We start from the raw sequence: 16637 nt of genomic DNA, 5'->3' as shown, positions 1-16637 counted from the left end.
AAACCATGCAGAATCATTCGTTTTTAGAAGAAACCTTCAAGCAGGATTATCATACAGGAAATTGGAAGGATATTTTATTAAAAATATTCCCGCATGTTTCTTTTTTCAAAACCCCTGAATTAATGGAGCTTCCGGAGAGTAAAGAAGAGGATGCAAAAAATATTTATAGGTATGGTACCATAACTTTAGGCGACGGTAAAACCATTGATTTATATGAGGTTGAATTACAAGACGGAAAGTCGGTAACGCGTAATAGAGTTGGCCTAAGAAATCTTTTACACAATTATGTGATCTCTGGTTTAGTAGATGGAGTAATTGCGACCTATTATAATAAAAACACTAATGATTGGCGGTTAAGTTTTATTTCAAAGAAAGCTTATTGGGATGATGAACAGGGGCTATTGAAAGAAGAAACCCATCCTAAACGATACACATTTGTTTTGGGCAAAAATGAAAGCATCAAAACAGCCCTACAGCGGATACAATTATTAATAAAGTTAGTTACCCAAGGCCATGTAATCGGTATTGAAGATTTATTGAGGGCCTTTTCAGTTCAAAAAATATCTAAAGAATTTTTTGATGAATACAAGAGGAATTACCAGGCGTTCGCTGAATTTTTAGGTACACGCACGTACAGAGAGCTTTTCACTCCCGAAGGAAAAGATCTAACAGAAGATGAGCAGAAAAAAGAAACTGAGCGCAACATTAGCAATTTTGCAAAGAAGCTTTTAGGCAGAATTGTATTTCTTTATTTTTTGCAAAAAAAAGGGTGGTTGGGCGTTCCCAAAAATGAACCCTGGGGAAATGGGGAGCGTGATTTTGTATCGAAACTTTTTAACGACTGTGAAGACAAGAACTCATTTTACGAACAATCACTTGTTCCATTGTTTTTTGAAACGCTAAATAAAAAGCGAGCAGACAATTTATTTAAACTTACAGGCACCAAAGTGCCGTTTTTAAATGGGGGGTTGTTCGATAAGATCACCAATGAAACCACGGAAATAAAGTTTGAGCCGCAACTTTTTGAAGACTTATTCCTGTTTTTCAATAACTATAATTTCACCATCGATGAAAATAGCCCCGACGATTTAGATATAGGTATTGACCCGGAGATGTTAGGTTTGATATTTGAAAACCTATTGGAGGAAAACCGTAAAAGAACAGGGGCCTTTTATACGCCTAAAGAAGTAGTGCATTACATGTGCAAAGAGAGCTTGAGCCTTTATTTGCAAAAGCAACTGAGCGATAAGTTAAATGCTGAAGAGATTAAAGTTTTAGACAGCTTTATTAAACAAACAAATGCGGATACGCCTGGACTTATAAAGACCCACGCAGATGATATTCAGCGCCAATTGGATAGAGTTAAAATATGCGATCCAGCTATAGGATCAGGCGCTTTTCCTTTAGGCATCCTTTTTGAAATATTGCGCATCCGTAAAGAAATATTCCCCCATTTAAGCAAACAGAAAAATTTTAGCTACCGTAACGAGAAGCTAAATATCATGCGCAATAACATCTATGGCGTTGATATAGATAGTGGCGCAGTTGATATAGCAAGATTGCGATTTTGGCTCTCTTTGATTGTAGATGAGGAAGAACCAAGCCCATTACCGAACCTGGACTACAAAATTATGCAGGGCGATAGTATGATGGAAAGTTTCGAAAATATTGATCTTTCCAAAGTAAAAACAAAAGCGAAAAACATTAAAGTTTTTGAGCCGGAAAGGGACTTATTTGGTAACATCAAAAATGCCCAACTTACTATTAATTCTGCGCCTTTTGATACTGAAGCTTTAGAAGAAAAAGTGCGCGATTTTTTTAAGATTGACGATAGTGATGAGAAGCGCAAAAAGCATAATGAAATAGATAATGATGTTTTGAAGCACATTGAGGAGCGTTGTGCTGAGTACAGAATGATATTGCTCGAAAAGGAACAAACCGCTCAAAAGGTTTACGATCTGGCAAAATCAAATTTAAAAACCGACATACAATTAGAACGTTTCGCCTCCGGAAAAGAGGCTAACAGTTTGGCATTATGGCAAAATAAGCTTGTCGATTTAGACCGAATAGATCATCGTTTGCACCAAATAGTTAATCAAACAGAGCGCCCATATTTTTTGTGGCACCTGTTTTTTAAAGATGTTTTTGATAATGGCGGATTTGATATTGTCATTGGCAACCCACCATATGGTGTTTCTTTTTCAGACGAATTAAAAAACCAATACGAACTTGCCAGTAAAGATAGTTATGGTATTTTCATGGCTCATGCTATAAAACATCTTTTAAAACCTAATGGGACTTGTACATTTATTGTAAGCGATACCTGGTTAACTATTAAGAGTCATTTACCCTTAAGGGAACTAGTTTTAGAAAAACAATTACACAAAATTATACGGTTGCCTGCCGATACTTTTGGCGCAATGGTAAATACATGTATTTATATTCAAAGCAATTCAGCCAAAAATGAGAAGTCTCTTTTAATTGCTGCCGACCTGACTAATTTAAGTCCACAAAAAAGATTACCAGAATTTAGAGATACTTTATTTAATCTAGAGAAATATATTGGAATTTATACCCTTGACTTTGCTGTATATCAATATCCGCAGCAATTGATTAGTATTAATACTAATCACCCAATTTTTGTAGCAAGCCCTAAATTATTTACTTTGATGAATGATACTACATGTCCCATAAAGAAACAGAATGAAGGCACTGTAGAAGGGTTAAACGTTCGATTAGTGCAGGTTAATGATAAACAAATTGAGCTCGTTAGATTTGGAGATATCGCCGAAATTAAACAAGGCCTAGCGACTGGAGACAATCATTATTATATCTACCAAAGCCCGGACGCTCGTGGTTCTTATAAAGACATTAATCAATTCAGTAACTATTTATTAACTAATTCCGATATAAGAAATATTGGTAAGAATGAAAAGATTCGGTTAAAAATTGTGGAGAAAGGCTTTCATAAAAGTAAAGACGAGCCTGAATTTGACATAGATCGCTGGGTTGATGGTAAATATATTGTGCCTTATGATAAAGGGGGAGAGAGTGACACTGATACTGGGTGGTTACCGAATTATTATGTACCAACAAATTATTTTATTGATTGGAGTACCCAAGCGATTAAAAGATTAGAAACATATACTATTGCCCAAAGAATCAAAGAATATAAGGAGTCAAAAAAGATTACAGAAAGATACAAAAGCACTACTTGTGCGGTTATCAGAAGTAGAGATACCTATTTTAAACCTGGAGTTTCATTTTCAAGAACCGGAGTTTATGCCCCAACTTTTAGATTAAGTTCACACTCAGTATACGATACAGAAGGATCAACAATTTTCTTCTCCAAAGATTTTAGTCCTGAAAATTACATCGGCGTGTTATGCTCAAAATTAAATAAGTACTTGCTCAAGAATTTTTTAGGCCATACTATCCACACTCAAGTAGACGAGTTAAAAGAAACACCACTGAATATTAAAGAAATCAATTTTCTTGACTTACTTAATTCGATTATAAACAAGCAGAATGCAAGTCTTCGCTATGATTATCAAGGTAATGAGCAAAAGAAAATAGACGCTTTAGTTTATGATGCGTATGGATTGAACAAAGCCGATATAAATGAAGTAGAAACGTGGTATGCACGTCGCTACCCCAAAATGGCTAAATATGCGGACATGGTTAGCCAAGATGAAATTGTTGAGAAATTAGCCGAGGAAATCGCAAACGAAAGCCTGTATGCTAAGCGTGTACGTGAACTTATTGAATTAGGGGAAAACATATAAAAGCACTTTGCGCTACTGTTTAAAAAAGAAATGGCCTCCACAAACCATCGAGCATGGTGTATTAAAAACAATTGCAGCATTTTTAAATAGTGATGGTGGTACTTTATTGGTCGGTGTCGAAGATGATGGAAATATCTTAGGTTTAGAACATGATTACTCGACTTTTGGCAAAAACAAAAACTATCAAGACGAATGGGTAAAGCACTTTGATAATATAACCGGTCACGCTTTTGGCAACGCTTTGATGTCAAATATCAAATTAGATTTTGCTTTTATAGAGAATAAAGCTGTTGCAATAATTGATGTGAGTACATCAAGCACTCACGTATTTATGAAAAACAAGACCGATAATAACCGTAAGCAATTTTACATCCGCCGAAACGGCAGCACAGTGGAGTTAGACGCTGAAGAAACAGTTGCTTATATTAAACAGAAGTGGGGATAACTTGAAGAAAAATATTAACCGGACTTTATCACAGTAAAACATAAGATCGTGAGTAACACAAAATATTATTGCGTAGGCTTTTCTTGGGGAAATAACTCGGAAAGCCAATTACCTCGCTTTATTAAAGACGGCATTTGGGAAGATGATAACGACGGTAAAAACGTTGGTAAAATTAATAATGTTGCAATTGGCTCCCGTCTGGCAGCAAAGACAGCGTACACCCGAAAAGTTAATGGAAAAACCGTTTCTGTTTTAGAAGTTCATAACATAGGGACTGTGGTAAACAATCCTAAAGACGGCCGTTCATTAAAAGTGGAGTGGGAAAAGGATTTTGTGAAATATAAATTAGATGGAAAAGGTGCATATAGATCAACCATTAGTGAGGTTCATAAAACGGATAACCTTAAAGATATATTTGGCCTTAATTAAAATATTACCGAACCGCCCCCTTTATCAGATAGTAATATGTTTGAACATATTCCCCTCAATCAAATACTTTATGGGCCACCGGGTACTGGTAAAACATTTCACACAATAAATAAGTCGTTGGAGATTTTAGGCGTTGAGGTTGAAAACAGAAGCCGGGCTGCCATAAAAAGAGATTTTGATGATTTTGTAAAAGATGGACGAATTGTGTTTTGCACCTTTCATCAAAGTTTGTCATACGAAGATTTTATTGAAGGTTTAAAGCCCCTAAAACCAAGTTCTGAAACTAACGATGTGACTTACGACGTTGTGCCTGGATTGTTTAAAAGAATTTGCGAAGACGCTAACAGAGCATTACAAGGGGTTGAGGTTCCTTTACAAAACAAAACTTACTCAGACTTCCTTCAAGAGCTTTCCTTAAAAATGGAAACTGACGGAAAGGTTGTTTTAAAAAGCAAATCAGGTACAGATGTTATCATTCACAATATTGCGGACGATGAATTGATTTATGCTTCTCCTGTTATAAGCGACCAGCCTTATAGAAATTATACCGTATCAAAAGATAAGTTATTAATATTAGATGCTCATTTTCAATCAGTTGAAAATATTAATAATGTTGTAGAAGATATTAGAAGCGCCGTAAAGGGCGTGGCGCACACATATTATTGGGCGGTTTTAAAAGCTTTTAAGGATTACAAAATAGCTAAGAAGCTTAAAAATCACGTAGACAATAAAAAGAATAAAAACTATGTCTTGATTGTGGATGAAATTAATCGTGGTAATGTATCCCAAATTTTCGGTGAATTAATAACACTAATTGAAAAAGACAAGCGTGCCGGTCAAAATGAATCGTTGGAAGTAACGTTGCCTTATTCTAAAGAACAATTTTCAGTCCCTCCCAATCTCTATTTGATAGGCACAATGAATACCGCAGATAGAAGTGTTGAAGCTTTAGACACGGCACTAAGACGCCGTTTTAGCTTTATCGAAATGCCCTCAAGGCCAGAACTGTTATCACCTCAACAACTGGTTTGGCAATTATGGTGGAATTATGAAAAAACGGAAGAATGGAAAGATGAACCATTTTATTCGGATGAAAAAAATCTGTTCGAACTTTTGGAGGCTGAAAGTTTAATAAGCATGTCAGATGAAAACAAGGATACTCTCTGGAACAAAATGTATGATAATAAATTGGGGAGTACTGTTTTTAATGGGCTAAGTTTTACCGGTTGGAATCTGGAATTAATTTTAAGAAAGATCAATAATCGTTTGGAAAAGCTGCTGTCTCCAGATCATACTATCGGCCATTCTTATTTTATGTCCGTATGTAGTTTAGATGACCTAATGGAGGTTATATATAATAAAATCATTCCACTACTTCAGGAGTATTTTTACGGGGATTTTGGTAAGATAGGCTTAGTTTTAGGAAAAGGCTTTATTAGGGTTAAGCAACATGCCGAAGATGATTTTGCACAATGGGACCATGACCCGGATGCTATCCCAGATAAGGATGTGTACGAAATATTAGACCACAGGCTAAAACAACCTTTTGATATTGATATAAATAGCAAAAATGAAAAAGTTGATTTCCAAAAAGCTTTAAATCTTTTACTTAACAACAAAGTTGAAAAACCCGAATAAGAATATCATCACGGTTTTTGAGCATGAAGCCATTCGTACCAACGATAAGGGGCAATGTAAAATCACGCCAACTCAACTTGAAGCTTTACAAAAATTTAGCGGCAACGAAGGTGTACCTTACTTTAACTTGATTCATAACGGGGTTAAGTTTTGCGAGTATGTTGGTGTATTGCAAGTTGGGCAACTAACTATTGAAGTATTGCCAAAGATTGATAGAGGAAGCGATGAAAACAAAGACCATTGGAAAAAGATATTGATCGATATGCTGAAAAAGGTCGGTACATTCGAAGTGTCTGTAAGTAGCGAAACCAACCTCAAAATAAAAAAAAATAGCATTCTTGATCTATATATTGAAGCTTTCCTTATTCAAGTTGAAAAGTTAATTCATCAGGGACTAATTAAAAAATACCGAAAGAACGAAGCAAATTGTACAGCCCTAAAAGGTAAAATCGTATTCTCAAAACATATATCGAAAAACATCATCCACAAAGAACGGTTTTTTGTAAAGTACACGGTTTATGACCATCAACATGTTTTAAATCAAATACTTTATAAAACACTTCAATTAATTAGAACTGTTGCTACTACTTCAATTTTACAAAGCAAAGTAAACACTATACTACTTAATTTTCCTGAAATGCCGGATATAAAGGCTTCCGAGGATTTATTTACCAATGTGGTTTATAATAGGAAAAACGAATCCTATCGCCAGGCATTATTGATTTCTCGATTGTTACTGCTAAACTACCATCCTGATATAAATTCAGGTAGAAATCATGTTTTAGCTTTAATGTTTGACATGAATTTGCTATGGGAAAGGTTTGTATATGTGAGCTTACAAAAGTACTTTAAAGAAGGTAAAGTTGAACCTCAACTTAAAAAGGCATATTGGAAATTGACCGGTAAACGTGCTGTTAATATAAAACCCGACGTTGTAATCATCAAAAATGAATGTAGATACGTATTGGATACAAAATGGAAGTTGCCAAATAACAACAAACCTGGATATGGCGATTTACAGCAAATGTATGCTTACACAAAATATTTTAAATCTGACCATACCATACTATGTTTCCCCGGAAACAGCGATGAGTTTATAAGTGGCTATTTTTTTAGCGAGGTTGACGGTGGCAATAACTATCCCTGTTCGGTTTTGAGAATTGCAATGGACACCTCTTCACTTATTTATGAATGGCAAAAAACTATATCAAATAGAATAAGCGCCATTCTTTAATAATAGGCTACTAAATTAAATAATAGGTTTTGCACAAAAAAGTAAGTTGAAATCAATAAAGAGTTAAGTTGTTGATATAAAGAGGATAAGCTAATGAGTAAAAGGTTTTCCATATTGGTAGGGATTAATGACTATCCCAACTTGAGAGAATTGTCGTTTTGTGAAAAAGATGCAGAGGATATTAGTGTGGCATTCCATAATTTTTGTAATGTAAAAGAAGGTAATTTAAAACTAGTAACAAGTACAACAAAGAAACCTGTAAGTGACCCTTGGGCAGAGTTTTGCAGTATAATCGAAACATTCAAATCAGAGTTCTTAGCGGGTATAGATGACATATTTTTTTATTTTGCAGGCCATGGTCTCAAAGCCGACCAAACCACCATAGTTTTTAAAAAGGAAAATAAATCAATTTTTGAGATTATGTCAAAATTGGATGAGTTACATCCTAGATCGAAAGTACTTTTTTTCGATAGCTGCCATTCTGGAGCCGGCTTGGAAGATATTGAGCGGTCAGCGATTGAACTTATTCAGGCAGAAAAATCTTCTACGGGTTATAGTATTCTTTGTGCTGCTTCAATTGATCAAAAATCAAAAGAATCGACCACGATGGGGAACGGAAGGTTCACCGGATTTTTAATTAAAATTTTAGCGGATTTGCAAAGCTATAACAAAGATGCTTACTTGGATATAAACACAATATTTAGCAAAATAAATGCTTTTTTTGTTGACAATCCTTCGTACGAACAAAACCCATTTTTACAGATTAAAAGTCTCGGTAGTTATCCATTAGCTACTGCTTTAAAAGAACAATACTTATACAAAAGATTTGATTATTGTGGCCAGGAGGATTTCGACTGGGACGAATTTATTTTAGCACTTAATACATATCTTAAAACTTCCGCTAAAATAAAAGGTGAATTTTTGAGGCTTATGAGGGAGCTTCTCAATAACGGATTAGACCCTTCTAAGGGTAACGCGAAAAACCAATCTATTGAAATTACAAAAAATAGGGTACTTATTTGCGAAGATGGAAACTTCTTTGACCTTTTTAATCCCCCTGAAGGTATTATTGGTCGAGGCGGAATAATTACAGCAAAAAAGTTCAATAGGGATTTTGGCGACAAGTTTTCTTACAAAGCTCAGTGCATTGATGGTTTAAATACTTATGAGTTTATTTTTAATGAGCTATCTGATAAAGAAATTTGTACACTTTATGTGTCTTTTAATGTAATGAAACCCTATTTGACTAAGGAAATTGTTATTGATGGTTCGTGTACTGAATATAGGATAAGATTCGTTGAATACGGGATATATGTAAGCTTTGCTTATATGTTTATGGAAAAATTGAAAAATGAAGCGGAGAGGTTTGGAAAAAAGATAATATTTGAACTATTGGAAGGTGATTGGATAGTTGAGCATGTGCAAAGTGCAATAAAAATGTACGAAGCAGATGAATGGATTTCAGTTGAATTTTATAACGAATAACAAAAACCTAATTCCATATTCACCAGATCCGCGAAGATAGCCTACCGCCGGGATAAAAAGTAAAGGCCATGCAGAGCGGGCCATTTTTATTTTGTTTTTTAACGGTGGCCCGGCCTTGACTATTTACCCGGCTCGCGCTGTTTGTTGCTTAAGCGGTAAATATGGGGTGGTATATTCAGACGCTGTGACGGTAATACCAATTCTTTGAACTGTTCGAATTTTTCGAGTTGTTGCACTTTTTACCACAACTGATTTAGTCTTTTTTGAAAAGCTATAAAAAGCGCTGTAATCGCTTAATTGAAAGATCTGATTTTTCTTCTTTAATTTATCTAAGTCCTCTTGTTCCAGTTACTTGTTCTAATACCTATCTAATTAAACCAATGCCTTATCTCTATATCTATTAGAGATAACAGCTTGACTATTATGCTTCTACTCATGTTTCTCTAATAGCATCTCTAATAACTGTTATTTATCAACTACTTTAATTAGAACCCACTTTGGTTTAGAGTCGGTACCTATATTCTTAATCACTCCCTTTTGTCTTAAAGTGGCAATTATATTATTAATCTTAATATTCTTTTGCTTGTTATCGTATAAGTCTGAAAGCTTGCCCAAAAGCAAGTCATTTATATCCTGTCTCCCTAATGAGCCGTGGTCTGCGATTCCTTTAATTATCCAATCAAAATATTGTTGCGTATCAAAAGCCTTATGTCTGGTATACGAAGCTTTTTGACCTGTAGATTGAGCAATGCTAACTGAGATATAATAATGCGGCCTTTTTCCCTCAATAAGTCCTTTATTTTTCAATACTCTTGCTTCGGTATCTGTTATTGGCTTACGTTTCTGAACCTTATCAAGCATGATAATTTCCTCTAAACTTAATGTAGGATTTTTTGCCAAAACGCGTGCAAATTCAACATCTAAAACTTTACCTGTTAAAGTAGCTTTTACTTGCCTTTTCGTTATATCATAATCAGGCATAGGAAAAAAACGCTCTTTTTGCAAACGAAACATACGCTTTATACCGCTACCAACAGTATCGATCATATTTAGATTAACCATTGCCTGGGCTAAAAAATTATTGCGATAATAGCCGGGTGGTACATCACTTTCAATTACACTATCAATAGAACCAGGTAAAAATTCACCAAGATTTGTAAAGGTTAAATGTGCATCTTCGGTCTCTACTACACTAATTTTTCCTGCCAAAACATAATCTTGATGTGCAATACAATTATTTAAAGCCTCTCGAATATTAAACGGATCGTATTGGTCAACTTCGTCAGGAAAAAGTGTCCCATCTTTAATATAACGATACTTAAGATTTCTGATCTTATGGTAAACATCATTAACAGTAATTAAAAAAGGGCAAGTAAAATGTTCGTAATCGCGTTCTATATTTTCCTTATTCTTTAATATCCACGTAATTCGACAAATAGCCGGAGCAATAAAATGTTCTGACTCTGTTTTCCCCAAAAGAATTATAGCTGTTCTTGTAATATTTCCCTTTATGGTGATTTTTGCTTTATTTAAAAAGGTAACATCATCCCACTGATTAACCTCATTAGTCAAACGCGGATTCTTTACTATAAAAACCTCACGTGACATCGCGATGGCACGGGTATCTAAATCATCGATTGTAGCACCATCGCAAATACCGGCACTCCAATCAATATGTTGCACTTGTTTCCTTACTCGTTCAATTTCTTCAAGGTTCAAAGGAGATAATTCTTCGCCATCCCGCCCATAATAATGTCCTTCCCATGCGATAGGAATTCCTTGTGGCGCAGCTGGAATTTGAAACATAACAACACGACCTTCCGTTATTTGTAATTCATGTATGTCAATCAATGTTATCCTATTAGTAGTCTTATTCGCTATTTCCCCTTTTAAGCTATCTAAGGCGGCTCTACTTGTACTTCTATAGTTACTGGATACTATCTTTCTTGTGTTATTTTCTATACCAAAGACTAACCAAGCATATGGTTTACCATAAAGATTAGCTTCATTACTCAATGCCGAAAAATATTTTCCAATTTTATCGAAATGAAAATCATTTTTAGCTTCCTTAAATTCTACAACCTCCGTTTCCGCTGGTAGTGATCTTAAATCGCTTAATATTTTTAAAAGCTCTCTTTGTTCCATATTACGGAAAACACATTATAGTATTAGTGTAAATATTTTATATTGATTCCTGAATATACAAATGTACCATATTAAGTAAGAGTGTTAAAATGTTATGCATGATAGCAAATCTATAGCTTATAACAAAAGCAACAATTCGGATTTTTCGAATTATTGCTTTTTGCCAGTTAGAGAGCCAATCAAAAGTTCCATGACAGTTGAATAATCCTTGATTAACCTGTAATAAGCTTTTCTCTCAATAGCTGCATATCCGAACTTATCTTATGATCCATAACTTTAGCATAAATCTGCGTGGTTTTGATACTGGTATGTCCCATCATCTTGGCCACACTTTCGATAGGAACGCCATTATTAAGGGTTACAGTGGTTGCAAACGTATGCCGGGCAATATGGAAAGTCAATAGCTTATTGATCTTGGAGAGGTCGGCAATTTCCTTTAAATAGGCATTCATCTTTTGATTGCTCATTACGGGCAGCAAAGAATCTTCTGCTATGCATTGAGGATGATCGTTGTAGGACTCTATAACTGATAGCGCAGCAGGCAAAACGGGAATCCTTGATAAAGTGTCTGTTTTTTTACGGCTGATGTAAATCCATAGATTGCCGTCGATGCCTTTAACCAGTTCTGAGCGTTTTAATTTATGTACATCAACATAGGCTAAGCCGGTGTAACAGCAAAAGACAAATACATCTCTTACTACATTTAACCGCTCAATGTCGAATTTCTTTTTTATTAGCCTGTCTAATTCTTCTTTAGTCAGCACATCCCGGTGAACAGCTTTTGTTTTAGGTTTATAATTCAGGTAAGGATCAACAGTAAGCCAACCATTCCCTAAACAGATACGAACAATTTTACCCAAGTTCTTAATGTATTTAATTGCAGAGTTATTAGCGCATTTACGTACACTCCGCAAGTAGTATTCAAAATCATTGAGGAAAGCGAAGTTGATCTTTGTAATAGGTATGTCCGAAACGCTATGTTGCCATTGCATAAAGTCCTTTGTGTGCATCAAGGCGGTTTCATAACGCTGCAAAGTGCTTTTCTCAAATTCCTGACCTACCAGGCTTTTCATCTTTTGATTGTGATCTTCAAATACGGTTATAAGTGTCCTGGCCTTTTCAATCTTTCCGATAAAACGGTTTTTTAAAGTTTCTGCGGTTGTGTTTGCATCCGCTTCTGTCATTTGGCGGTGCAACTCATGCAATTTGCCTTGTACGCCTTCCAAATAAGAGTTTAAAGCTTTCGCATCCGCTTTGGTGCCTATAGCACGGCCTAAGTGTGTGTCCCATCGTGAAGGGTCAAATTTTCTACTTATAGCGACTTCGGCGCGTTTACCATCAACAGTAATGCGCAAGTAAATTGGCATGTCGCCTGATTGATAATTTTTTGGCTTTCTCATGGAGAAAAGCAATGTGAGTGTAGTTCTCATAATAATTGACTAATTAATAGTGAAACAAATGTGATTAATTAATCATCTCAAATCAAGATGTTCAATGGTTGAACACGTTGTAAATCAATTTATTATGAGCTAATTCGGGAGTTAGCAGCAGACTGGCAACGAACTCCCGAATTACTCCCTTTTAGGATGCTAAAAGATGCATATTTTGGTATGTTCTAAAAACAAAAAACCCCTTAAATGATATCATTTAAGGGGTTTTTGTCAATTTTGCTATTGAAAAAGCGGAATGGACGGGACTCGAACCTATGCCTTATATCGTTGAAAATCAATGTTTTTACTTTCTAAAAACCGGCTGCTCACCAAAGGCTCACCATTTTTTTGCAACTAATTGAGTGCAAATGATATACATCAAATATACAAAATATATCATTTATAGCATAATGATTTGTGTTTAAAAAGGTCTTTCAATCATAGGACTAAACTAAAATCGTTCTTTATTATAGTTTTACCTCACAGCTTTATTATAGTTTTCGCACGCACTTTTAGGAGTTTTAAGACCATTCAGTTATATGCATTTACATATAAAATATAAACTATTAGTGGTTTATATGCAATTACATATAAATTTATTGTTAAATCTTTTTTATATGCAAATACATATAATTATGTCTATATTTGATTTGTTATATGTATTTGCATATAGTATAGTATTATGATGAAATCGCTGGCAGAATTTGTAAAGCAAAAAAGAAAGGAAGCGGAATTAACTCAGGAAGACTTCGCCGCAAGAGCCGGCGTAGCACTAACAGTTATTCGCAAGATTGAACAAGGAAAGGGAAACCTTAACCTGGAGAAAGCTAATCAGGTGTTGAAAATGTTCGGACACGAGCTGGCTCCAGCCGATAGCAAAGAATTGTCACCACCTGACAAAGACTTTAGACCATGAGACAAGCAGCCATATATTATAAGGACACCGAAGCCGGTAAGCTAACGGAAACCGATGAAGGAATCTACGTATTTCAATATTTGGATTCCTATGTCAAGGCTTACCCCAGTCAATTCATTACCTTCACTATGCCGGTAACGGGCAAGCCTTATACAGATAAAAGGCTTTTCCCGTTTTTTGAAGGACTGATACCCGAAGGATGGCTGTTGGACATCGCTTCAAAAAGTTGGAAAATCAATACAAATGACCGTATGGGTTTACTACTGGCCTGTTGTCAAAATTGTATTGGTGCAGTAAGTGTTATACCTATCCATGATGAAAATGAGTAAAAAGTGCCTATACTGCTACGAACCGCTTGATAAAGCGGATACCAGTGATTTTCATGAGCGTTGCAGCCTGAAATTTTTTGGCAGCAAAACCCCGCCACTTTTTAATTACTCCTTAGACCAAATGACAGAACTGGCTAAGAATGTAGTGGAACGTAGCGTAGCCGTACCTGGCGTACAGCCCAAATTATCACTTACTATTGTAAAGGAAGCTTTAGATAACGGCCCGGGTGGCAGACTGACAGTTGTAGGCGCATTAGGCGGTAATTACATATTCAAACCACCATCCCCTGATTACCCGGAAATGCCCCAAAATGAACATGCTACAATGCGAATAGCAGAAGAGGCTTTTAGCATTCGTACTGTACCCTCCAGTTTGATTCGATTGGCATCGGGAGAACTGGCTTATATAACTAAGCGAATAGACCGTACCAATGATGGGGGGAAAATACACATGCTTGATATGTTCCAAATCCTGGAAGCATTTGATAAATACAAAGGCTCAATGGAACGCGTCGGTAAAGCCCTGGGTACTTATTCAAATAATACCTTACTCGACCAGTCCTACTATTTCGAACTTGTTGTATTTAGTTACCTTACCGGTAACAACGATATGCATTTAAAAAATTTCTCCATGATCAATGGCAAAGGAAACTGGACTTTGGCACCAGCTTACGACCTGCTGAACGTGGCCATAGTAAATCCCGCTGATGATGAAGAGTTGGCATTAACACTTGAAGGCAAAAAAAAGAAGTTAAAGCTGGAACAATTCATACACCTGGCCGAAGGACTTGGATTGAACTCAATGCAGATTAGAAATGTTTTTGATCGATTTATCAAAAATCGCCAAATAGCTTATGAATGGCTGGAACGATCATTTCTATCCGATGAATACAAAACGGCCTATAAAACCTTGATGGACAACCGATACACTATCCTGGGATAGCCAACGTTTAAACAAAGTAGTTGAATAGGGGTTTGAATTTAAAAACAATCAACTATGAAACGCACTTACTTCAAACACCGCCACCGTTTCGATTTTACAAAATACACATTCGACGTAGGTCGACCGCTGTTTTGGCCTAAAGAGTTTGAAGATAACCATGTGCTTTACCGCTTGTATCATCTTAAAGAAAGCGATTATCCAACTTTTTATAAATACCACTTAGACTATTTTTTCAACCATAATGAAAATGGCCAAGAGCAAGAGTTTTTTCAGCACTTATATGGTATCGTTTCAGATGAGCTGGGTGGACTAAAAGTAAAAGATCGCTACAATTCAAATCATGGTACCGATGTTAAAAATAAGGAGGTACTAAAAGGATTTACGGAATTTATGAAGTCCATTGACCAATGGAACACTGATAAATCCAAAGACACCATTATAGCCGAACAACAGGAAGAAATCCTAAAGCTTAAAAACCAATTAGGCGAAGCTAAACAAGAATTAAAGGATGCCCGTAAATTGGAAACTTCGGACTACATCAATATCGCAGATGGTTACCGAAATACCCTCTTAGATTTGTATTTGCAGTTACAGGAAATCAAACTGCCTAACGGTAAAGAATTATTGTTATCACAAACACAAAGTGTATGGATGAAGATGATTTGCAAGTATTTCCGGGAGGGCGAGCAAGAGATTAATTTTGAAACAATACGTCGTTATTTTCCCGGTGATAAACGAGAACCTGGCGATAAGCACTCCCCAATTCCTGCAAAATCCAAGCTCTATCATATCGGCCAGGCCAAAAAGTATAGTTAATTTTTTCTACACCAGCTTAACCATAACCAATTCGCAAACGCAGTATCAATTTGATATTGAATTGTTTACACCATAATTCAACTTGCCATAAACACCTCCTTTTTAACCACTCAGATTTGAGTGGTCATATTCTTATTGCTTCATAACTCACCTTTGAGCCAAAATCAAAGGCTATGGAAATCATTAACAACGAAGCGCTAAGTCAGTGCATCCGGGAAGCCGTCAGGGCAGAACTACAGGAACATTTCAGAACAGGCAGCACACTGCCACCACAGGAAGAACGGCTTTTGTCTAAACAAGAATTGGCCGCCGAATTAGGTGTGTCGCTGGTTACACTCACCGACTGGATGAAAAAGGGGTTGCCATTTTTGCGCCTGCACAAACGGGTTTACTTCAAAAAGAGCGAAGTGCTCAAAATCATGACAACAAAAATTAAAGACTAAAGGAGGACGAAAGATGAATGTGGAATTAATCACCAAGCAAGATTTACGGGAGTTTAAAAACGACCTGTTAACCGAAATCAAACAAATTGTTAAGCCGGGGCAAGGGCAAAGCAAACAATGGCTGAAAAGTGTAGAGGTCAGAAAGCTACTAAACATTTCACCAGGCACACTACAAAACTTGCGGATAAACGGCACACTACGCTATTCCAAAATTGGCGGCATGATGTATTACAAATTGGAAGACATCCACAAACTGTTAGAGGGAAGCCAGCAATGAAAACCCAATTAGTTGCCCAGGAATTAGCGGGTTATGGTAAACTAATCCGGCGAATGGGTAAAGACCAGCGCCTTTATGCAACACATATCAGTTTGTTTACCGCGCTATTTGTATGCTGGCAGCGTGGTGGCTTCGTCAGCCCGTTTTCTTTCAATCGCCGGGAGTTAATGGGGTATAGCAGGATTGCATCGGTAGCCACTTATCACAAATGCATCAGGGAACTGGAAGAGTATGGGTATATCCGTTACCAGCCAAGCTATCATCCGAAGTTAGGCAGCTTGGCATATTGGCCTGCCGGGTGGAGATTGCAAGCCGAATGAAA

At 36.3% G+C, this 16637-nt stretch carries 15 protein-coding genes; 13 read left to right on the top strand and 2 right to left on the bottom strand.

Translation table 11 applies throughout. The features are described from left to right. The first annotated feature begins 5 nt into the window (after positions 1–5). From NAF17_RS15295 to NAF17_RS15270, 6 genes are all read left to right on the top strand, one after another. Positions 6–3785 carry an Eco57I restriction-modification methylase domain-containing protein gene (locus NAF17_RS15295; protein WP_252758877.1) on the top strand — a complete coding sequence of 1260 codons (3780 nt, stop codon included), beginning with the start codon at positions 6–8 and terminating at the stop codon, positions 3783–3785. 7 nt (positions 3786–3792) lie between these two features. Further along, positions 3793–4230, top strand: coding sequence for an AlbA family DNA-binding domain-containing protein (locus NAF17_RS15290; protein ID WP_252758876.1), 438 nt, complete (start codon positions 3793–3795; stop codon positions 4228–4230). 48 nt (positions 4231–4278) lie between these two features. Continuing rightward, complete coding sequence (locus NAF17_RS15285; protein ID WP_252758875.1) at positions 4279–4659, top strand: hypothetical protein; 381 nt, start codon at positions 4279–4281, stop codon at positions 4657–4659. 36 nt (positions 4660–4695) lie between these two features. After that, entirely contained in the window at positions 4696–6297 is a 1602-nt protein-coding gene (locus NAF17_RS15280) for an AAA family ATPase (RefSeq protein ID WP_252758874.1), read from the top strand. Further along, complete coding sequence (locus tag NAF17_RS15275) at positions 6281–7531, top strand: McrC family protein (protein WP_252758873.1); 1251 nt, start codon at positions 6281–6283, stop codon at positions 7529–7531. Before NAF17_RS15280 ends, NAF17_RS15275 begins: the two co-directional genes overlap by 17 nt. A 93-nt stretch (positions 7532–7624) precedes the next feature. Further along, the gene (locus NAF17_RS15270; protein ID WP_252758872.1) at positions 7625–9016 is read left to right on the top strand and encodes a caspase family protein; all 1392 of its coding nucleotides are present in this window, start codon (positions 7625–7627) and stop codon (positions 9014–9016) included. Positions 9017–9481: 465 nt separating this feature from the next. On the opposite strand, the gene NAF17_RS15265 is transcribed toward NAF17_RS15270, so the two are convergent. Both NAF17_RS15265 and NAF17_RS15260 read right to left on the bottom strand, forming a co-directional pair. Beyond that, positions 9482–11161 (bottom strand): RNA-binding domain-containing protein, encoded by a 1680-nt coding sequence (locus NAF17_RS15265; RefSeq protein WP_252758871.1) that lies wholly within the window; start codon positions 11159–11161, stop codon positions 9482–9484. A gap of 212 nt (positions 11162–11373) precedes the next feature. After that, positions 11374–12591 (bottom strand): site-specific integrase, encoded by a 1218-nt coding sequence (locus NAF17_RS15260; protein WP_252758870.1) that lies wholly within the window; start codon positions 12589–12591, stop codon positions 11374–11376. Positions 12592–13273: 682 nt separating this feature from the next. On the opposite strand from NAF17_RS15260, the gene NAF17_RS15255 reads away from it, so the two are divergent. The 7 genes from NAF17_RS15255 (at position 13274) to NAF17_RS15225 (ending at position 16635) form a co-directional block, all read left to right on the top strand. Beyond that, on the top strand, positions 13274–13507 hold the full coding sequence (locus NAF17_RS15255) for a helix-turn-helix domain-containing protein (protein ID WP_252758869.1): 234 nt from the start codon (positions 13274–13276) through the stop codon (positions 13505–13507). Continuing rightward, a complete protein-coding gene (locus NAF17_RS15250) occupies positions 13504–13836 on the top strand; it encodes a HipA N-terminal domain-containing protein (RefSeq protein ID WP_252758868.1) in 333 nt (110 codons plus the stop codon). Before NAF17_RS15255 ends, NAF17_RS15250 begins: the two co-directional genes overlap by 4 nt. Then, positions 13829–14779 (top strand): HipA domain-containing protein, encoded by a 951-nt coding sequence (locus NAF17_RS15245; protein ID WP_252758867.1) that lies wholly within the window; start codon positions 13829–13831, stop codon positions 14777–14779. Before NAF17_RS15250 ends, NAF17_RS15245 begins: the two co-directional genes overlap by 8 nt. A 54-nt stretch (positions 14780–14833) precedes the next feature. Continuing rightward, entirely contained in the window at positions 14834–15595 is a 762-nt protein-coding gene (locus NAF17_RS15240; RefSeq protein WP_252758866.1) for a hypothetical protein, read from the top strand. Between the two features lie 173 nt (positions 15596–15768). Continuing rightward, entirely contained in the window at positions 15769–16038 is a 270-nt protein-coding gene (locus tag NAF17_RS15235; RefSeq protein WP_252758865.1) for a helix-turn-helix domain-containing protein, read from the top strand. A gap of 13 nt (positions 16039–16051) precedes the next feature. After that, complete coding sequence (locus tag NAF17_RS15230; RefSeq protein ID WP_252758864.1) at positions 16052–16315, top strand: helix-turn-helix domain-containing protein; 264 nt, start codon at positions 16052–16054, stop codon at positions 16313–16315. Then, a complete protein-coding gene (locus NAF17_RS15225; RefSeq protein ID WP_252758863.1) occupies positions 16312–16635 on the top strand; it encodes a hypothetical protein in 324 nt (107 codons plus the stop codon). The genes NAF17_RS15230 and NAF17_RS15225 overlap by 4 nt, the downstream gene beginning before the upstream one ends. Positions 16636–16637 lie beyond the last annotated feature (2 nt).

Source organism: Mucilaginibacter aurantiaciroseus (genome assembly GCF_024055595.1).
Classification (GTDB): Bacteria; Bacteroidota; Bacteroidia; order Sphingobacteriales; family Sphingobacteriaceae; genus Mucilaginibacter; species Mucilaginibacter aurantiaciroseus.
The sequence above is the reverse complement of the archived record's forward strand: the minus strand, read 5'-3'. Positions and strand labels throughout refer to the sequence as shown.